Annotated in this window: 15 protein-coding genes; 5 read left to right on the top strand and 10 right to left on the bottom strand. The window is 57.9% G+C overall.

All coding sequences use genetic code 11. The features are described 5' to 3' along the window. Positions 1–11: 11 nt before the first annotated feature. From SPHFLASMR4Y_RS10490 to SPHFLASMR4Y_RS10475, 4 genes are read right to left on the bottom strand one after another with little or no spacing between them, the layout of a single operon-like run. Positions 12–1,208, bottom strand: coding sequence for an amidase (locus SPHFLASMR4Y_RS10490; RefSeq protein WP_089133493.1), 1,197 nt, complete (start codon positions 1,206–1,208; stop codon positions 12–14). An 8-nt stretch (positions 1,209–1,216) separates the two neighbouring features. Continuing rightward, a complete protein-coding gene (locus SPHFLASMR4Y_RS10485) occupies positions 1,217–2,578 on the bottom strand; it encodes a phenylacetate--CoA ligase family protein (protein ID WP_089133492.1) in 1,362 nt (453 codons plus the stop codon). After that, complete coding sequence (locus SPHFLASMR4Y_RS10480; RefSeq protein WP_089133491.1) at positions 2,575–3,882, bottom strand: MmgE/PrpD family protein; 1,308 nt, start codon at positions 3,880–3,882, stop codon at positions 2,575–2,577. Before SPHFLASMR4Y_RS10480 ends, SPHFLASMR4Y_RS10485 begins: the two co-directional genes overlap by 4 nt. Then, on the bottom strand, positions 3,879–5,153 hold the full coding sequence (locus tag SPHFLASMR4Y_RS10475) for an MmgE/PrpD family protein (RefSeq protein ID WP_089133490.1): 1,275 nt from the start codon (positions 5,151–5,153) through the stop codon (positions 3,879–3,881). Before SPHFLASMR4Y_RS10475 ends, SPHFLASMR4Y_RS10480 begins: the two co-directional genes overlap by 4 nt. Positions 5,154–5,179: 26 nt before the next feature. On the opposite strand from SPHFLASMR4Y_RS10475, the gene SPHFLASMR4Y_RS10470 reads away from it, so the two are divergent. Beyond that, complete coding sequence (locus SPHFLASMR4Y_RS10470) at positions 5,180–5,932, top strand: GntR family transcriptional regulator (protein ID WP_089133489.1); 753 nt, start codon at positions 5,180–5,182, stop codon at positions 5,930–5,932. Between the two features lie 5 nt (positions 5,933–5,937). Here the strand turns inward: SPHFLASMR4Y_RS10470 and SPHFLASMR4Y_RS10465 are convergent, their stop codons facing one another. The 5 genes from SPHFLASMR4Y_RS10465 to SPHFLASMR4Y_RS10445 all read right to left on the bottom strand — a co-directional run bounded on the left by SPHFLASMR4Y_RS10465 (position 5,938) and on the right by SPHFLASMR4Y_RS10445 (position 10,858). Then, positions 5,938–7,020 (bottom strand): CaiB/BaiF CoA transferase family protein, encoded by a 1,083-nt coding sequence (locus tag SPHFLASMR4Y_RS10465; RefSeq protein ID WP_089133488.1) that lies wholly within the window; start codon positions 7,018–7,020, stop codon positions 5,938–5,940. Positions 7,021–7,024: 4 nt separating this feature from the next. Beyond that, entirely contained in the window at positions 7,025–8,218 is a 1,194-nt protein-coding gene (locus SPHFLASMR4Y_RS10460) for a CaiB/BaiF CoA transferase family protein (protein ID WP_089133487.1), read from the bottom strand. 82 nt (positions 8,219–8,300) lie between these two features. Continuing rightward, complete coding sequence (locus tag SPHFLASMR4Y_RS10455) at positions 8,301–9,482, bottom strand: acyl-CoA dehydrogenase family protein (RefSeq protein WP_089133486.1); 1,182 nt, start codon at positions 9,480–9,482, stop codon at positions 8,301–8,303. A gap of 24 nt (positions 9,483–9,506) precedes the next feature. After that, entirely contained in the window at positions 9,507–10,016 is a 510-nt protein-coding gene (locus SPHFLASMR4Y_RS10450; RefSeq protein WP_089133485.1) for a MaoC family dehydratase, read from the bottom strand. A 32-nt stretch (positions 10,017–10,048) separates the two neighbouring features. Then, positions 10,049–10,858: an HpcH/HpaI aldolase/citrate lyase family protein gene (locus tag SPHFLASMR4Y_RS10445; protein WP_089133484.1), complete on the bottom strand. Its 810-nt coding sequence runs from the start codon at positions 10,856–10,858 to the stop codon at positions 10,049–10,051. Positions 10,859–10,970: 112 nt separating this feature from the next. On the opposite strand from SPHFLASMR4Y_RS10445, the gene SPHFLASMR4Y_RS10440 reads away from it, so the two are divergent. Beyond that, entirely contained in the window at positions 10,971–11,879 is a 909-nt protein-coding gene (locus tag SPHFLASMR4Y_RS10440) for a DUF1838 family protein (RefSeq protein ID WP_089133483.1), read from the top strand. An 80-nt stretch (positions 11,880–11,959) separates the two neighbouring features. Here SPHFLASMR4Y_RS10440 and SPHFLASMR4Y_RS10435 read toward each other — a convergent pair whose 3' ends face one another. Next, positions 11,960–12,643 (bottom strand): hypothetical protein, encoded by a 684-nt coding sequence (locus SPHFLASMR4Y_RS10435; protein ID WP_260806940.1) that lies wholly within the window; start codon positions 12,641–12,643, stop codon positions 11,960–11,962. Between the two features lie 136 nt (positions 12,644–12,779). Between SPHFLASMR4Y_RS10435 and SPHFLASMR4Y_RS10430 the strand changes: the two genes are divergently transcribed. From SPHFLASMR4Y_RS10430 to SPHFLASMR4Y_RS10420, 3 genes are all read left to right on the top strand, one after another. Then, complete coding sequence (locus tag SPHFLASMR4Y_RS10430; RefSeq protein WP_089133482.1) at positions 12,780–15,266, top strand: TonB-dependent receptor; 2,487 nt, start codon at positions 12,780–12,782, stop codon at positions 15,264–15,266. A gap of 123 nt (positions 15,267–15,389) precedes the next feature. Then, on the top strand, positions 15,390–16,682 hold the full coding sequence (locus SPHFLASMR4Y_RS10425; protein WP_089133481.1) for an MFS transporter: 1,293 nt from the start codon (positions 15,390–15,392) through the stop codon (positions 16,680–16,682). Continuing rightward, the gene (locus SPHFLASMR4Y_RS10420; RefSeq protein WP_089133480.1) at positions 16,682–18,232 is read left to right on the top strand and encodes an FAD-binding oxidoreductase; all 1,551 of its coding nucleotides are present in this window, start codon (positions 16,682–16,684) and stop codon (positions 18,230–18,232) included. The genes SPHFLASMR4Y_RS10425 and SPHFLASMR4Y_RS10420 overlap by 1 nt, the downstream gene beginning before the upstream one ends. The last annotated feature ends 17 nt before the right edge of the window (positions 18,233–18,249 follow it).

Here is an 18,249-nt window from a genome sequence, read left to right as displayed (position 1 = left end):
GTTTCTTTCCTTCATTGTCGATAAAATGGGGAGGGTTGACGATAAGCGGACAAGCTCTTGTCCAATTTTGCAGCAAGCTGCAGCAGGCCCGCTTCATTGCCCGCCGCGCCGACCAGTTGCACCGCTACCGGCAGCCCGTCGCTATTCCAGCCGGCCGGAATAGTGATTGCCGGCAGACCGGCTATATTGGCCAGACAGGTGAAATCCGCCTGATTGGCGGGGGCCTGGTCGCCATGGCTGAATGCCGCCTGCGGCGCGGTGGGCAAAAGGATTGCGCCATATTGCCCGACGATTTCATGCAACGCCTCGCTCACCTCGGCCAGGATTTTGCGGTCTTCGGCCAGGTCGGATGCGCTGCGCTTCGGACCGAAAGTCAGAAGAAATTTGAGATTGTCGGAAACACCATCCGGATTGGTCTCGATCAATCCGCCGAGCGCTTCGGACAAGGCGAGCGAGGTCAATATGAACCCGGCATAGCGGACGCGGGTGAGCGGATAAGGCAATGCAAATTCGTCTGTCGCGCCCAGAAAACTGCTCGCCCTTGCCAGATTTTCCAACACGGCCGGTTCACAGTCGACACCGCCAAGATTTTCCAACAATACAATATTATCAATGGCTTGCGGGACTTGAATGTCCAGCAGAATCCGTGAACATGCTTCCAAATCTTCCAATGACCGCGCCATTGGACCGATGCAGTCAAGTGTCGCTTCGGCAATCTCCAGTCCCTGCTGGCTGATCGCGCCGCGGGTCGGCTTGAGACCGTAAATGCCGCAATAGGCCGCCGGAATTCGGACGGATCCCATCGTGTCGGTACCCAGCGCCAGATCGCACAGCCCGGCTGCAACCGCCGCCGCGCTGCCGCCCGACGAGCCGCCGGGCGAAAAGCCGATCCGGTGCGGATTTTGCGTCGCGCCGAAAAAAGGATTGTCGGTCTTTGCGCCCAGCGCAGCCTCTTCCATGTTCAGCGTGCCGATGATCGCTGCGCCTGCCGCTCGCAGCCTGGCCACCGCATCGGCATCGTTGGCCGCGATGCGGTCCCGATAGCCGCCGATGCCGCCGGTCCATGGCAGACCCTTGACCGCGATATTGGCCTTGATCCCGATGGTCATGCCATCCAGCGGCCCGGACCCGAATATCGCGCTTTCGTCGAAATCGACAAATGCGTTCAATCTCGCATTGGCTGCCTCAAGATCATTCCACCGGATCATCAGTCAGTTCACAGCCCCCGCTCGTCGATCAGCCGGATCGGCTTTTGCCGCACGTCGATCTGGCTCGCCGCCGCGGTTCCGCCGACGCCGACGAGCTCGATGGCCACATCGATGCCGATACCCTTGCGCAGAAGTTCGGAAAGCTGCGACGGGTCGGACCCGCCGCGGCTTTCGAGCACCACTTTCATCTCGTCCCGGCCCTTTTCATCGCGGGTCACATAGCAGACATATTCGCCGGTGAGATCGTCGCGATTCTCGATGATCGAACCGACCGCATGGGGGAAAATGTTGATCCCGCGCAGCTTCACCATATTGTCGCTGCGCCCCTTGAACCCGGATATCCGCTTGAACACCATGCCGGTCGAATTTGTGTCGGTGCGTTCCTCGGTAACATCATGCGTGTTGAAACGGATGCAGGGCGCAATGTCGTCCTTGAACAGGCAGGTGACGACCATGTCGCCGGTCTCGCCCGGTGTGACCGGCGTGCCGTCGTCAATGTCGAGCAGTTCCAGATATTGGGCGTCCTCCCAGACATAAAGACCGTCGCGGTCCGGACCTTCGCCGGCGATGCTGCCGGTGTCGCCGACACCATACCAGTCATAGGCCTTTGCTCCATGCCAGGCGGCTTCGGTCGAGGCCCGGTCCTCGGTGCCGAGATGGCCGATGATCATTTTCAGATTGATCCGGTCGAACAGCTTTTCCGCTTCTGCCACATCTGCCAGTTTGCGCACATAATCGACAAAGCCGACCATGCAGGTGACGCCGAAATCCGCCATCAGATTGACCTGGTTGATCGACCGCGTCTCGATGCCGGTTCCGGCGCTCAGGAACAGGGAATTGGTGAAATGGGTCACCGCTTCGCGGATATAATGGCCGCCGTTGATCATGCCGTGGCCGTAGACCGACTGGACCACATCATCCCGACCCAGCCCCATCCAGCGATACATGCGCCCGACCAGAAGATTGGTCACCTCCCGACCCTTGGGGCCGAACATCAGCGGCTGCGGGCGTCCGGTCGTTCCGCTGGTTGTATGGAATATAACGGGATCGTCACCGCGCCCGTCAAAGTCGCCATAGGGCGGATGGTCGTTGACCGAGGCCATCAGGTCGGACTTGTCATAGACGGGCAGCTTCGTGATGTCGGCCAGGCCCTGAATATCGCCCGGCTCGATGCCCTGCGCGCCCCACAGGCGCTGGTAAAAGGGAATTTCCCAACCGCGACGCATCAGTTTCCGGAATTGCCTGTCCTGGATCGCATACAGTTCGTCGCGGGACATGCTTGTGTAGCGGCTGACAAAATCATCGCCGACCGGATATTGGTCGAGCATCTGCTTGGCGTCGAAAGCTTCAAAATAGGTCGGAAAGGTCATCGGGGCTCCGTCACATAGGCTAGAGGATCGTCAAAGATTCGGGGGTCGCAGCCGGCGCTGGCCAGGCGTTGGGCCAGTTCGCGCTTGGTTCGGGTTTGCGCTTCGGACATGGGTGATGCGGGGCTGCCCAGATTGTCGGTAATCGTGCGCACGATCTCGCTGCCATCGTTCAGTCGGATGGTCAGGCTTTGCGGTGCCAGTGCGTTGTGATCGGGATTGTCATCAATCCGCACGATCACTTTTTCACCCAGCTTCACCAGATCCGGGTTGGCAAATTCTGCCGGTGTGAAGCAGCCGGGATCGATGATCCGGTCGCGCAGCATCAGCGGTACCAGAAATGGCAGGCAGAGCCGCGCATAGCTGGGGGTCATATCGCTCTTATAGGGGCGCCCGACCAGGCGATGGATCAACGGTGGTGCCGCGACGTCGACGGCCCGAACCCGGGATGCATCCAACGCGCCATCGCGCAGCAACGCATCCAGCGCTCCCAATATGCCATGGCTGGCCCGACCGGAAGGAAAGGGCTTTACGCTGACATTTTCGATCAGCCAGCTTTTGCCGATAGTGTCGGTATAGCGCGCCAGATCACCGGGCTCGAACAGTGCGAAATAACCGAACGGGCCTTCCAGTGCATCATGCGGTCCGTCCATTCCGGCCTGCGCCAGATCGACTGCCGTGATCGCCGCCCGCGAAGCGTTGGCAATCTGCAAAGGCAAGGCGACCGAAGCCTCGACATGGGCCTGCATCGTTCCGGCCGCCTGAGAATATGCGAGTCCGAGAATGTCCGGCAACCGTTCGGCTGCCACCTTTTCCAGCCGCGCGACGGCCAGCGCCGCGCCGATCACTCCGGCGGTAGCAGGCCGGAAGAATTGCATCGCTCCGGTAGCGGCAATGCCGAGGCCGCTGGCAATGTCGACACCTACTGCAAGGGCGGTCAGAAAATCACCCCGGTCACAGCCGTCCAGTCGGTCCGCCGATGCGATCAAGGCGGCGGTCACCACCGACAGAGCATGGACCACCGCAGGTTCATGCACCGCGTCCCATTCGAGGCAGTGGATGGCAAAGCCGTTGAACCAGGCGGCGGAAGGCGCGGGCAGACGGTCGCTTGATCCCAGCAGCCGCGATTCCCCGACGGACCCCCAACCGATGACGGCGCCGAGCATGGCGCGTGCTTCATCGGAAGCAGCACCGGCCGCGCCGCCGGCCAATGTATCGCTCAGAAAATGGAGCGCTGCTGCTCTCGCGGAGTCCGGCAAGCCATGGTCGGCTGCCGCAAAGGCGATGATTTTCCCGGTCGCGCTCATGACAGCCAGTCCGTCAGCATCTGGTTTATTGCTCCTGCGTCCTTACCGTTGAGCGCCAGATCAACCGCGCGGTCCGCTTCCGCTTCGGGTAATCCTCCCCAGGCGATCAGCGCGCGCGCCTTTTCGACTATGCCGTCTTTTGACAGCGGCCGTTCCGGATCGCCCCGCGTATCGACCAGCTCGACCGTCTCGCCGGCGCAATGAATCCGCGCGCCATAATGTTCGGGATAGCGGCTGGTGATAACCGATGCTTCGGACACGGTGACCCGGCCCCGGGCATCGGCCAGCGCGGCTATGGCTTCCGGTTCGAAATCGGCGAGCTGCGGCACATCTCTTGTGGCGACGATGGCCACCGCATGCTGGATCGAGAATTTGGCGTCATGGACCGTCTGCGGATCCGGCCGATCGCAAAAGGCGACTGCATCGGCATAGGTCTCGACCAGAATATCTCCCTCCAGTGCACCGAGTTTCGTCTTGAGCGCCAGCGCCGCATCAATTGCCGGATGGACATGGCGACAGGCACCCCAGGGCTTGAAGCTGACCTCGTGAATTCGCCACTGGTCCGGGAAGGTCATCGGCTTGGGATTTTTGCAGGTGGCGGCGTAGAGACCTTGTGGTCCTTCCAATATGAAGCGCGGCCCCTTTATGCCCTTGAACGCGAAAACAGAAGCATCCAGACCCGTCTTGATGGCCCGGGCGATATGCCACTGTTTCGCGTCGCTATCTTCGTGTCGCATTTGCCAAAGTCCGGAACTCGAGGTTCCCGCCAGACCGAACGCGGAGACGAGCTTTTGCAAATTGTCTTCGGCCTGCTTCTGATCATGGTCATCGTCCGGGAATGGCCAAAAGGCTGCCGTTGCCCCGAAAACGCCAGCCGTCGCGGTGTTGTGGTAAAAACCGTAATGTGCGTCGTCGAAAGTTTCCCCAACCGTAATAACAGCTTCGTATCCGATTATCGCGGCGTCGAGCATATGGTCGAAATCATCTGCGTCATCGTGCAGAATGCATGGCCAGATCACTGGTCCAGGGTGCAAGATGGATGCACGATGGACGTCATCCATCTCCATGACATTCCCGAGCCAAGACGCGGTGGCGAGAGCATATGTTTCTATCCCTTGCGAGATGACACACTCGGCAACCTCACTCCGCCGCGCACCTGCAACGCAGCCCAGCCAGTCAAGCAAATGCAGTCGCGCCCGTTTTCTTGTGGCTTCATCCACCGGCCGCATCAAATGGGTTGCGAGTTTCTCGGTCAGGCTCTCTTGCGTCATCTCGCGACCCGTCTTAAGATAAGTTCATGTCCGGACAAAAACCTGAAATTCCAGCGAAAAAGAAACCGCGCTATCTGGAACTGGCTGACCAGCTGCGCGAAGAAGTCCTGCGCGGCGATTATCCCGATCCGGGCGACTTCCCCACGGAATCGGTGCTGTGCAAGAAATTTGACGTCAGCAGGTTCACCGTCCGCGAAGCTTTGCGCAAGCTCATGTCCGAAGGCCTGATTTCCCGCAAGCGGGGATCGGGTACCATTGTCCAGCCCGCGACTGCACGGGCGGGTGCGCTGCATCAGCCGCTCAGCAATGTCGGCGAGATCATGCAATATGCGCGCGATACGACCATCAGTTTTGAACGTCTGCCGGCGCAGGAAATTCCGGTCAAGATCGCCGAGCAGATCGGGATTGCCCCGAAACGCAAATGGTTTGTCTATCACGGCAACAGGCTCAAGCCCGGACGAAAGCGCCCGATTGCAGTAACCGTTGCGTGGATCAATCCTGATCTGGCCGATGCGGTTGATCGGATTGACCCCGATGGCGCCACGCTCTTTGGCCAGATCGAAGAATATGCCCAGATCACGGTTAACCGAGTGACCCAGGATATTCAGGCGATTGCGGCGACGAAAAAATTTGCCGCCGATCTGGGGATTGAAGAAGGTGATCCGATCCTGCGCATCCTGCGCTGCTTTTTTGACGAGAACGGCCGGCTGTTTGAAATCTCGGCCAGTTACCACCCCGGCGAACGCTTTGCCTATGCCATGCATATCGAGGTGGACTGAAGCCTTCATTTGCGCAATTCCGGTGCGTCGGAAGCCTGCCATGGCTCTTCCGATTTGAAGCGGAAGGACGGGCCGATCTGGTGCCAGCCGTCGGCTTCGACCAGCAGCCCCTTGTCCTTTACGAAATCCTGATCCAGCGCTTCGCGGAAATCGAGCACGGGTGAGAATGCGACGTCCTTGTCGGCAAACCACTCCACCCACTGATCGCGGCTTCTGGTCGCGAATGTCTCCCGGAGGAAGTCGGTCAGCGGTCTTTGCGCCTCGCCGGCCTCCATTTCCGCGAGCGGCAGCAGATCAGGCCGGTCGAGGGCGGTGAGCAGCACTTTCGCAAATTTGATTTCACGGGCGCCGAGCACGACATGCTTGTCATCGATCGTCTTGTAGACATTGTAGAAAGCAGCCCCGCCGAGAGAGCGTTGCGTCTGTGACCTTGGTGCGTTTCCGCCCTGTATCGCGCTGCCCGCAATATGGGCGCACCATGGCAACATCGAATCATACATGGCAATATCGACATAATCGCCGCGGCCGCTTTGCTCCCGGCCGATCAAGGCCATCAGCACTGCGGACAATCCGTTCAGACCCGCTGCCATATCTGCCGACGGCACGCCCGGTACGACCGGCATGCCGTCTGGTCCGTCATTGACCGAAAGGAAACCCGACAATGCCTGCACCGCCAGATCATGGGCCGGATGATGCGCCATCTCGCCTTCCTGACCAAAGGCGGAAATCGAGCAATAGACGATTCGGGGATTTTTTGCGGCAACCGCATCATAATCGAAACCCAGCCGCTTCATCACGCCGGGCCGAAAGCCCTCGATCATCACATCGGCCTCGGCCAGCAAGGCCCATAGTCGCTCGCGGCCTTCCTCCGACTTGAGATCCAGTGCCAGCGCCTGCTTGCCGCGATTGAGATTGCGGAACCAGACCGATTGGCCGGCCTCGACCGGTTCCATCTCTCTTGCCGGGTCGCCGGTCGGTGGCTCGACCTTGATCACTTGCGCGCCGTGATCTGCCATCATCATCGACAGCATCGGTCCCGGCAGGAACAGCGAGAGATCAACAACTTTTATGCCGGATAATTTCCCCATCGGATCAGATCACCCCGCCGGCGCGAAGCTCTGCAATGGCGTCCGCATCATATCCGATCTCGCCCAATATGCTGTCATTGTCAGCTCCCAGAAGAGGCCCCGCCCTGTTGGGCAGCCGCTCGCCGTTCAGCTTGATCGGACTGGACAGAACATCCATCTCCGGTCTGTCCGGATGGCTGACCGTGTCCCGCATGCCGATCGTTTCAAGCCAGGGATTGTCCAGAGCCTGATCGAGTTCATACACCGGCGAGACCGGCATCTCTCCTTGCAGCAGTTCCATCCAGTGCGCGATCGGCCGGGTCGAGAAAATCCCGTCCAGCAACGCCGAAAGCTCGGTCCGGTTGGTCAGGCGATTGGCCGGCGTATCAAAACGCGGGTCGGTGATCAGGGCCTGCTGGCCGATACGTTCACACAATATCGTCCAGAATTTTGGCAATTGTGCCATTATGAACATCCAGCCGTCGGCGGCCTTGAACATCTGGCTCGGTGTCGCCGAGGGGTGGGCCCCGCGGGGCACGCGGCTGGTGACATCACCTTCGTTCATATACCAGAGCGCCGGATAGCTGGTCTGGTGGACCGCGGCGGAAAGCAGGTCGACATCGACATCGCAGCCTTCGCCCGACCGCTGGGCATCGAGCAGGGCGGCGAGCAGGCCGACCGCCATTTGCGTGCCGGACATGAAATCGACCATCGACAGGCCAAAGCGGACCGGCGGGCCGTCGGGTTCTCCGGTCAGCGCACAGAATCCGGCCTCTGCCTGCATCAGATAATCATAGCCCGGCCATTTTGCCCGCTCGTTATCACGGCCATAAGCCGAAACATGGGCGCATACGATGGCCGGATTGACCGTTTTTAGCGATTCATAGTCGAGACCGATTTTCGCCGGTACATCGCCGCGCAAATTATTGGCCATGACATGCGAATTCCGAACCAGCTTGTGCAGGATCGCTATGCCTTCGTCGCTACGGAGATCCAGGGTCAAGGAACGTTTGTTGAGATTGAAACTCTGGAAATAGAGACTTTCCTGCTCGCGCAACCAATGCGGTCCGACGTGCCGCGCCGTGTCGCCGCCCTTGGGCGGTTCGATCTTGATGACGTCGGCTCCGAGCTGGGCGAGAAACATCGTGCCATAGGGACCGGCGCCATATTGTTCGGCCGAGAGGACACGAAATCCCTTGAGAGGTTGTTTTGCGCTCATGATTGAATTTCATTCCGGCATCCGCCGGACGCTCCTGAAGATTGCTGATACAAGCGAGAATGTCTCCGGCGGTGTGATCCCATCAAGCCGGATTCCTTGCTACCCATTGTTTCGAGATAATCATCCGCTGCATTTCGTTGGTTCCCTCGCCGATACACATCAGGATAGAATCGCGATAATAGCGTTCAATGTCATATTCTTTCGAATAGCCATAGCCGCCATGGATGCGAAGGCCCTCTTCGGAATTTCGAACGGCGGCTTCGGAGGCGAAATATTTCGCCATGCCAGCTTCCATGTCGCACCGTTCACCACGATCATAGGTTTTCGCAGCATCCAGCGTCAGCAGCCGTGCGGCGCGGGCCCGGGTAACCATCTCTCCGAGTTTCAACTGGATCGCCTGGTGTTCGCAAATCGGCTTGCCCATGGTTTCGCGCAGCTGGGCATATTCGGTGGCCAGCCGTAGTGCCCCCTCTGCCAGTCCGACGCCGCGTGCCGCCACGTTGATCCGACCGAGTTCGAGACCGCCAGTGGCCTGGAAAAAACCCTGGCCTTCCACACCACCAATCAGGTTCTCCGCAGGGATGCGGTAATTGTCGAACATCAATTCGGCACTGTCGATGGCTTTATAACCCAGCTTGTCGAATTTTTTGCCGACGGTGAAACCTTCGCCCTTCGGCGCGATCATAAGGCTCATGCCCTTGTAGCGCGGATCGGCCTTGGGATCGGTTTTGACGAGCAAGGCAAAGCATTCGCCGTTGATGCCGTTGGATATCCAGGTCTTGGTGCCGTTGATCACATAATCGTCGCCATCGCGAGTCGCGACCGTCCGGATCGCCTGCAAGTCAGTCCCGGCATTGGGCTCGGTCAAGGCCAGGCCGCCGCGAATCTCTCCGCTGGCAAATTTCGGCAGCCATTTCGTCTTCTGCTCTTCGGTGCCGAAGCGTTCGACGGCCGCAGACATGATCAGATGAGAGTTCACGATGCCGGTGATTGCCATCCAGTAGGATGAGACATAGGCGATGATCTTCGCATAGGTGGTGGCCGGCAGGCCGAGTCCGCCATATTCCTCGCCGATAGTGGCGCCGAAAAGGCCCATTTCGGCCATTTGCGCCACCAGTTTCTCGGGCCAGATATCGCCATGGTCATGTTCCATCACCACTGGCTTGACTTCACCCTCGACCCATTTTTCGATCGCGTCCATGAAGGCGCGTTCGTCATCGGGGTCTATCGTTCTGATCTGATTCATGTTTGCGACATCTGCCATAATCGTCTTTCCTTCTTGCGTTCTCTAGTCGTCCGCGCCGCCAAAGCCGCGTTTCCAGATCAGCATGGTACGTTCGAATGTGCACACGATCTTGCCGTCCTGATTCTTGCCGATCGTCTTGACCGTCACAATTCCCTGCTCAGGCCGTGAGGAGGACTCGCGCTTGTCGAGAACTTCGCTTTCTGCGTAGAGCGTATCGCCCGGAAACAGCGGATGGCTGAGCCGGATCTTGTCCCAGCCGAGATTGGCAACCGCTTTCTGGCTGGTGTCCGAGACGCTCATGCCGACCATGAGTGCAACGGTCAGCGGCGAGCAGACCAGTGGCTTCTTGAACTCGGTATTCTTGGCGAATTCGTAATCGAAATGGGCCGGATGCGTGTTCATTGTCAGCAAGGTGAAATGCACATTGTCGGTGTCGGTAATCGTCCGGCCGGGGCGATGTTCATAAATATGACCGACTTCAAAATCCTCGAAATAACGACCAAATGTCTCCCGGAAACGGCCGGGACTGACTTCAATAACTCCATCACGCATATCTATATTCCTTCGTCTGCTTCTGAATTGAATTAGGCGGATTCAACGATTCGCCGATATCGTTGCATGACCGGTGCTTCCAGCATCCGGCCGTTGTGGCTGATTGCCTTGCCGCCGGCCTTTTCGTAGGCGGCAAGAGCTTCCGAGGCCTCGGCGATCTCTGCATCGCTGGGTCGCATGGCGGTCTGGATTGCCGCGAGCTGTTTGGGATGTATGGCGGCTTTCGCGTGGAATCCCATGGCTTTTGCCCGCGCGCATTCCTCGGCTAGGCCATCTTCGTTCGACATGTCGATATAGGGCACATCGATCGCCGCAATCTGTGCTGACGCGCAGCACATGATAAACGCGCCCCGCGCGGCAAGCAGCGGTTCCCATTCGAGCCGGGTTCCCAGTTCGGCAGAAAAATCGCCGCCTCCGAACATCATCGCCGTCACACCCTTGCTGGCGGCGATGGCGTCGCCGGCGCGCAGGCCCTTGACCGTCTCGATCAGGGGAATCAGGCCGTCGACCTTGTCGCCGACTATGCTGTGGGCAATTTCTATTTCGCCTGCGCTCTCTACCATCGGAACGAAAACCAGCGAGGGGCTATGATCTGCATTCCGCAACGCTAGAAGATCCGCCAGGCCATCGGCGGTGTTCAATCCGTTAATCCGGACAGCGGTTTTTTCGCGCTCGAGAGTGGCCAGGGCGGTCAGCACGGATTGGCGCGCGGTGTCTTTTTCGTCCGCAGGGACCGAATCTTCCAGATCGATGCAAATCAGATCGGCTCCGCTGGCTGCTGCTTTGGCATAACGTTCGGGCCGGTTTGCCGGGACAAAGAGAAAGTTGGTGAAGGTGGTCATGTCATCCAATGCTCAAAAATACGATATTGTCCCTTCCCAATTTGTCCGGACAAATATAAAGTCAACCGGAAAGTGAAATTATTTCACCCTTTTCACTTCGGGAGAGCTATTCATGAATTCTGTTTTTAAACTCGCTACGGCCTTGGCGGTTGCTGCCGCCACTGCTTCTGTAACCCCTGCTTTTTCGCGCACTTTGGATCCAGATACACCAGAAGATGCGCTTGAAATCATGAAGCGTACACAGTGCGGCGAAGCCGATGGGGTGCCAGCGGTCTACCATTGGTCGGGCAAGGTCTATTCCCGGGTTGCCGGCGAACCGGATCGTCATCTGTTCAATGGCGAAGGCATGAATATACGCCAATGCGTCCGCGTCGAAGATCCGAAGCGCGGTGTCGGTTATCGCCAGGTCAGTCGCGAGGTGATGTTCTACCTCGATCCGGAAACCAACGAGGTCCTCCGCACCTGGGAAAATCCGTGGAGTGGTGAAACGGTCAATGTCATGCAGATCGCCAATGACCCCGTAAACGGCCGCCCCAGCTATCCTTATTCCGCCGATGGCAAGCCTTTTACTCTGCCGACCATGCAGCGGCAGGGCAAATGGCTGTTCCTGCCGATGGAGGTTCCGCTCTTCTATCATAATGTGCTGGCGGGCGATTATCAGGATTATGTAGGCAACAAATATCATGCGATGGAAATTTTCGACTTTGCCATGCTGGCCGACGAAATGCTCGACACCAAAAATCCGACCGCTTATCCGACGATCAGCTGGGTGCGTATTTCCGACTGGATGCCGTGGATGAAAATGCGTGGACGACAGGGCCAGATGGTGTTCAACGCAATGGGGGCAAAGCTCAAAAGCTACGATGATTTGCCGAAGGTGATCAAGGACGAGATCGCCTTGAATCATCCTGAATATACAGCGCCCCCTCCCGGCGATGACCCGCGGCCGAACGAAACGACCTGGACCGTGTTCAAGAAGATGATCGACGCGGAACGGGCTGCAAAGGCCGGCGACGAGTAGGCCTTGAATAAATATCATCCTCTGAAAGGCCGGTTGGGAAACCGGCCTTTCTCTTTTGTTCGGGGCGTTTTCTGCTGGGGTCAAAATGGCTTGATGTTGCCAAGAAAGGCCGTCGCTACCAGTAGCAGATACACGATCCACACCCATATCCGGGTACGGTCCATCGTGTGGAGCAACGGGATTTCGGTTTCGTCGGATGACCCTTCAGCGATCAATTTAGCCAGCTGCGGGCCGACTGGTTTGAAGGCCACGTCGATCATGATTGCCGCGGCAAAGATCAGGCCGAACATCAGCGCCTTGGTCGCCAGCCAGACCGGCGCAAGCGGGGCGCCCTGGATCAGGGAAAGCAGCCCGAGTCCGATATAGAAAGCGGTCAGGCCAATGGTCAGCGGCTTCTCGATTTTGCGATCGCGGGCGGCGCGTTCGGTCTGGTCGTGTCGGTGTGCGTCCCATACCAGCCAGAGCCAGAAGCCGCCCACTGCCCAAGCCGCGACCAGCGCCCAGACCGGCAGGTCCCACCAGCCACCGGCATCGACCATGGTCAATGTCAACGGCACCATCAGCGCCCAGGCGGTGCGCGGCACCATGTCGAGATTGACGAGCAGCTGCAGCAATATCAGCCGTTGCGGCAGGTCATATTTGTGACGCTTACGAAAATGCTGGCCGAGCATGAATACGCCAACATCCGCACCCAACCACAGCACAAACAAGATAATGTGCACAAAAACAAGCAGTTGGTAAAAACTCACGGCCATGAAATCCATAATATTATTCCCCTATGCGCTCTTTTTGCCACAGATCATGGCGTAAATGAAAGCTGAACGAATCAATTTCTTGCCAAACTGTATACACTATGTAGATTTGTCCGGACAAATGGGAACGCTCCGGGAGAATGACATTATGAAAAATTTACTGCTTGCCTCAGTCGCGCTGGCAACTTTGGGAACGGCTGTTCCCGCGCATGCGCAATCTGCCAATGAAGAGGAAGCCGCTGACCAGGGCGGGCTCGGTATCATCGTGGTAACCGCGCAGCGCCGTGAGGAAAGTGTGCAGAACATTCCGATTTCGGTCAGTGCTTTCGACGAGGAAGAATTGCTCCGCCGAGGGGTGTCCAATGCGCTGGAAATGGCACAATTTGTTCCCAATCTGGTCGGGTTGAACAACACCGGTCTGGGTTCGGCAAATTCCTACTATCTCCGGGGGGTCGGCAATAGCGAAACGATTCCGACCTTTGATCCGCCGATCGGCACCTATGTCGACGATATCTACATCAGCCGCCAGAATGCCAATAACCTGTCGCTGTTCGACGTCCAGCGTCTGGAAGTTTTGCGCGGTCCGCAGGGCACGCTGTTTGGCCGCAACACCACCGGCGGTGCGGTCAATGTCTTTCTCAAGGAACCCGGCAATGAATTCGCCGGTTTCGTCGAGGCGGGCTATGGCAGCTACGAAAAATATATGGCGAGGGCCTCGCTCGATATTCCGCTGGCGGACAGCTTTGCAGTCAAGGTCTCCGGATATTACCAGCAGGACGAGGGCTATGCGCAGAATACGACAACCGGTGAACGGGTGAATGAAAGTGACGGTTGGGGCGTCCGTCTCGGCTTTCGCGGCGAGCTGTCCGACACCGCGCGCTGGACCGGTTCCTATATGCACATCAATACCGAGGGTGCGAACATCCTGAACTTCGATTGCGACCCGGCCGATCCGTCCAATTGTGACGGGCGCTTCGTCACCACCGGTTATACCGAGGACGGCAATTTTGGCGGCCTTTTTACCGGCAAGAAAAATGATTTCGGCCTCGGCAACAAGACCGACATGGATTTCATTTCGTCCAATCTGGAAATCGGCAGCGGCGAGGATCTTACAGTCAATATCATCACCGGCTATGTCTATACGGCGCAGGATTATGCGCTCGATTTTGCTGATGGCCGGGGGCTGCCGAGCCTGACCAATCCGGTTCCGGGCGTGCTCGGCTATACGCTGGGTGGTTTCACCATTGCCAATGAAGGCGAATTCTCGCAGTTCACGCAGGAAATCAAGCTGAACGCCTCGCTCGGCGACGGGCTGCTCGATCTGGTCGGTGGTCTCTATTATTTCGAGGAGGATAATTACAGCGATTTTGGCGATCTCTTTTCGATCAGCTTGCCATTTGCTCCGCCACCAGACGGTTTCCCCCTGATCCTGGCGGACCGCACGCTGCGCAATTCGACCAAAGCCTATGCCGGATATTTGCAGGGCGATCTCAATGTTACCGACCAGATCAAGCTGACCGCCGGTATCCGCTATACCGATGAAACCAAGAAGTTCAGCATCAGCGACAATCGGGCAAGCTGCAACGACGGCACACTCGAAGCGACCTGTATCGACGATCTGAACCTGGTCGCGGCCAACGGGGTGGCGATTCCGCAAAGTCAGACGACAAAGATCTGGACTCCGCGATTCGCTGCCAATTTTCAGCCGAACGATGATCTGCTGCTCTTCATCTCGGCTACTCGCGGGTTCAAATCAGGTGGCTGGAACGCACGCGGCACCGCGCCGAGTGAGCTGCTGCCCTTTGGACCGGAAACCGCCTGGAATTACGAAGCGGGCTTCAAGACGGAATTGTTTGATAACCGCCTGCGGGTGAATCTGACGGCTTATTATCTGGACGTTGGCAATCTGCAAACGCCAGCCGCCTTTACCAGAAACAACGGGTCAATCGCTTTCATCACCCGAAATTTTGCCGATTATGAAAACAAGGGCATCGAACTGGAACTCAACGCGGTGCCGGTCGAAGGCCTGAATCTGTTCGCGTCATTTGGCTATCAGGACGACAAATACAAGATTGATGCCGATGCGCCGTTGCTCGATGCTTACGGTGTCTCGTCAGTCGCGAGCCAGCAGGCAAGTTGTCTTGCGCAACTCGCAGCCGGGCTGGTGCCCGGCGGGGGTGCTGCCGAGGCGTCAAATTGCGGTGTGGGTATCGTCGCACCGGACGGCAGTCTGGCGGAGCCCGTGCGTACGCCGAAATTCAACCTGGCGATCGGCGGCAGCTATCAGGCAGAGCTTGGCGGCGGCTTGTCGCTCATTCCTTCCGTCAATGCGAGCTGGCGCGACAAGAGCGAAGTCGGCACCAGCCAGTTCAGCCTGTACAGCGGATCAATTACCAGCTCGACCGGTACGGTGTTCCCGTCCAATCCGTTCGGCGGCGATTTTATTACCGGTTCGTTCAGCGACAGCCGCTGGATCGTCAATGGCAATATTACCCTGCGCAGCGACACAGGCTGGGCCTTGTCGGCCGAATGTTCCAATTGTCTGGACGAGGAAGCGGTCGAGTCGTCTCTCGCCAATTACAGCTATCTGAACCCGCCCCGCACCTTCCTGATCAAGGGACGGTTCGAGTTCTGATATTCCGACAGTCAGATCGATCGACAGAAAAGAGGCGGGCCGTTTCGGTTCGCCTTTTTTATTCTGGTATAATAGACTGGCGCGGTTATAGTTGTCCGGACAAATTGCTGGCAGTGAGGACATATGGAAGCAAGCACAGAACAACGCGGTGAATTTGCACTCGGCTGGAAGGTGCTGTTCGCGAGTGTGCTTGGGGTGGCGTGCGGTGCTTCGCCGCTGCCGTTCAATGTCATCGGCTTTACGGTCGAGCCACTGATTGTGGAATATGGTTGGACCCGCACCCAGATATTGATGCCGATCACCATATTCGGGATCATTGCATCACTGCTAGCACCCTTTTTCGGTTCTCTGGCGGATAAATATGGTGTCCGAAAAGTGGCGCTCTATTCATTGGCTGCGTTTGGCATCTCCTTTGCCATGATTTCACTGACTCCTACCGCGCAAGTGACATCGACGCTTTATATATATTATGCTCTGTGGGTGCTGGTCGGGCTGGTCGGCATCGGTTCGACGCCGGTCAGCTGGAGCCGGGCTATCAATCTCTGGTTCTACAAACATCGTGGCCTTGCTCTGGGCATATTGCTGATGGGAACGAGTCTTGCTGCAATCACGGTTCCCAAGCTGGCGGTCTGGGCGATCGAAAATTACGGCTGGCGGTCGATGTTTGCCATTGTCGCCATTTTGCCATTGGCCGTGGCCCTGCCACTTGGATATTTCCTGTTTCGCGAACCCCGAGCCGATGAGCGGCCCAAGGCGATTGCCGGAGCGAGCGGTAATCTCACCGGCGTCACGCTGCGCGAAGCCGTGAAAGATTATCGCTTCTGGTTGATCTGGATCTCCATCGCCATTGTCGCCTTTTCCTTTGGCGGGGCATTTATCAATCTGCCTACCATGCTTTCTGATCGCGGGCTCGACGCGCAAACGGCGGCATCGGTGATGGGTGTTCTGGGGATCGGTATTTTTACCGGCAGAATTATCACCGGAATGCTGCTTGATCGCTTCTGGGCCGGTTTCGTTGCCTTCCCCTTGCTCTGCCTTCCGGCCATCTCCTGCTATATATTGCTGGGTCAGGATATTGCCTTTCCGATGGCGGCCCTGGCCGGCTTCCTGCTTGGCTTTGCTGCGGGCGCCGAGAGCGATCTTATCGCCTATCTCACCGGCCGTTATTTCGGCATGGCCCATTATGGCAAAATCTACGGCATGCTTTACATGCCGTTCGGCTTTTTCTCGGCTCTTTCGCCGATTGTATATGCCAATGTCAGGGATACGAGCGGCAGCTATGACCCGATATTGTCCGTCGCTCTTTTTGCCTTTTTCATTGGCGGTGCGCTTCTGATGCTGCTGGGACGATATCCGGACAGCCTGCCGGAAGCCGAAGCAGCAACCACGGAAAAATTAGTAAGGAAAGCAATCTGATGGCGACAAAAGCAAACATGTCCGCAACGGACCATATTGCCAAAACCGGTGTAACCGTGCTGACCGAGAGCGCCATTCTCGATTTCTACGCGCATGACATCTATGAGCGTGGTGCGGACTTGCTGGCGGTTGTCCGGCCGCAAAACAAGCAGGAACTGGCGGCGGCTGTTGCGGCTGCCACGGAACAGAATATTGCCGTCATTCCGCGCGGTGGCGGGATGAGCTATACGGGCGGCTATACCTCTCGCCAGCCGGACGCCGTGTTGTTCGATCTGGCCGGGATGGACCGGATTCTCGAGATCAATGAAATCGATATGACCGTCACCGTCGAGGCCGGATGCACCTGGGCGAATCTCTTTGAAGCCCTGCAAGCCAAGGGTCTTCGTACGCCTTTCTGGGGAACATTATCCGGCCTGAAAGCGAGCATTGGTGGAGGCATGAGCCAGAATGGTGTGTTCTGGGGTTCGGGTCGCTATGGCACGGCAGTACAGAGCTGTCTCGCAATGGAGGTGGTTCTGGCGGACGGCACGATTCTCGACACCGGCGCCGGTTTTACCCGTCCCTATGGACCGGATCTGACCGGACTTTTTCTGGCCGATACCGGCGCGCTGGGAATGAAGGCGACAATCACCCTGCGCCTGATCCCGGAAGCGCAGGCACATGGCTATGCCAGTTTCAGCTTCGAAAGCTACCAGGACACGCTTGCCGCGCTCGGCGCGATTGAGCGGTCCGGGGTTTCGACCGAATGTTTCGGTTTTGACCCGGGGCTCAATGCCATCCGGATGAAACGGGACAGCCTCACCAGCGACGCCAAAGCCCTGGGCAAGATGATGAAGAAACAGGGCTCGGTGTGGGGCGCTATCAAGGAAGGAGCGAAGGTCGTGGCGGCCGGTCGCGATTTCATGGATGAAGCCAAATATTCGCTGCACATATTGACCGAGGCGCGGCTGCAGGCGGCGGCCGATGACGACCTCGCGCGCGCGCGAAAAATGGCGCTGGCTCATGGCGGGGCTGAGACCGAGAACACCATTCCCAAGATCATTCGGGCAAATCCGTTCGGGCCGCTGAATTCGATGCTCGGTCCCGAAGGGCAGAGATGGGCGCCGATCCACGGGTTGTTGCCGCATTCGAAGGCGGTCGCCTGCTTTGACGCGATCAAGGCTTTGTTCGCTTCGCATGCCGAGGAGATGGACAGGCTGGGCATATTTACCGGCACGCTGGTATCAGCTGTCAGCGGTTCGGGGGCAATTATCGAACCCTGCCTCTATTGGCCCGATGCTTCCAATCCCCTGCATCGTGATACGGTCGAGGATGCGCATCTGGCGAAACTGCCGACGCTGGAAGCCAATGCCGAAGCCTGGCAATTTGCCCAGCGAATGAAACAGGCGCTTGTCGACCTGTTCTACGAACAGGGCGCGATCCATTTGCAGATCGGTCGGACCTATCGCTATCGCGACAGCCTCGATCCGGCGGCAGATGCGCTGCTCGTGGATCTCAAGAAATCGCTGGACCCCAGAGGTTTGATGAACCCGGGTTCGCTGGGTCTCTAAAGGCCGATGGAGATAGA

Origin of the sequence: Sphingorhabdus sp. SMR4y, assembly GCF_002218195.1 — a bacterium.
Classification (GTDB): Bacteria; Pseudomonadota; Alphaproteobacteria; order Sphingomonadales; family Sphingomonadaceae; genus Parasphingorhabdus.
Note: the sequence above shows the minus strand (reverse complement) of the source record. Positions and strands in the feature narration are given on the sequence as shown.

Bases quoted from the DNA above. Each gene is read 5' to 3' on its own strand.
- SPHFLASMR4Y_RS10490 (WP_089133493.1), bottom strand. From the start codon at position 1,208: ATGATCCGGTGGAATGATCTTGAGGCAGCCAATGCGAGATTGAACGCA.
- SPHFLASMR4Y_RS10485 (WP_089133492.1), bottom strand. From the start codon at position 2,578: ATGACCTTTCCGACCTATTTTGAAGCTTTCGACGCCAAGCAGATGCTC.
- SPHFLASMR4Y_RS10480 (WP_089133491.1), bottom strand. From the start codon at position 3,882: ATGAGCGCGACCGGGAAAATCATCGCCTTTGCGGCAGCCGACCATGGC.
- SPHFLASMR4Y_RS10475 (WP_089133490.1), bottom strand. From the start codon at position 5,153: ATGACGCAAGAGAGCCTGACCGAGAAACTCGCAACCCATTTGATGCGG.
- SPHFLASMR4Y_RS10470 (WP_089133489.1), top strand. From the start codon at position 5,180: ATGTCCGGACAAAAACCTGAAATTCCAGCGAAAAAGAAACCGCGCTAT.
- SPHFLASMR4Y_RS10465 (WP_089133488.1), bottom strand. From the start codon at position 7,020: ATGGGGAAATTATCCGGCATAAAAGTTGTTGATCTCTCGCTGTTCCTG.
- SPHFLASMR4Y_RS10460 (WP_089133487.1), bottom strand. From the start codon at position 8,218: ATGAGCGCAAAACAACCTCTCAAGGGATTTCGTGTCCTCTCGGCCGAA.
- SPHFLASMR4Y_RS10455 (WP_089133486.1), bottom strand. From the start codon at position 9,482: ATGGCAGATGTCGCAAACATGAATCAGATCAGAACGATAGACCCCGAT.
- SPHFLASMR4Y_RS10450 (WP_089133485.1), bottom strand. From the start codon at position 10,016: ATGCGTGATGGAGTTATTGAAGTCAGTCCCGGCCGTTTCCGGGAGACA.
- SPHFLASMR4Y_RS10445 (WP_089133484.1), bottom strand. From the start codon at position 10,858: ATGACCACCTTCACCAACTTTCTCTTTGTCCCGGCAAACCGGCCCGAA.
- SPHFLASMR4Y_RS10440 (WP_089133483.1), top strand. From the start codon at position 10,971: ATGAATTCTGTTTTTAAACTCGCTACGGCCTTGGCGGTTGCTGCCGCC.
- SPHFLASMR4Y_RS10435 (WP_260806940.1), bottom strand. From the start codon at position 12,643: ATGGATTTCATGGCCGTGAGTTTTTACCAACTGCTTGTTTTTGTGCAC.
- SPHFLASMR4Y_RS10430 (WP_089133482.1), top strand. From the start codon at position 12,780: ATGAAAAATTTACTGCTTGCCTCAGTCGCGCTGGCAACTTTGGGAACG.
- SPHFLASMR4Y_RS10425 (WP_089133481.1), top strand. From the start codon at position 15,390: ATGGAAGCAAGCACAGAACAACGCGGTGAATTTGCACTCGGCTGGAAG.
- SPHFLASMR4Y_RS10420 (WP_089133480.1), top strand. From the start codon at position 16,682: ATGGCGACAAAAGCAAACATGTCCGCAACGGACCATATTGCCAAAACC.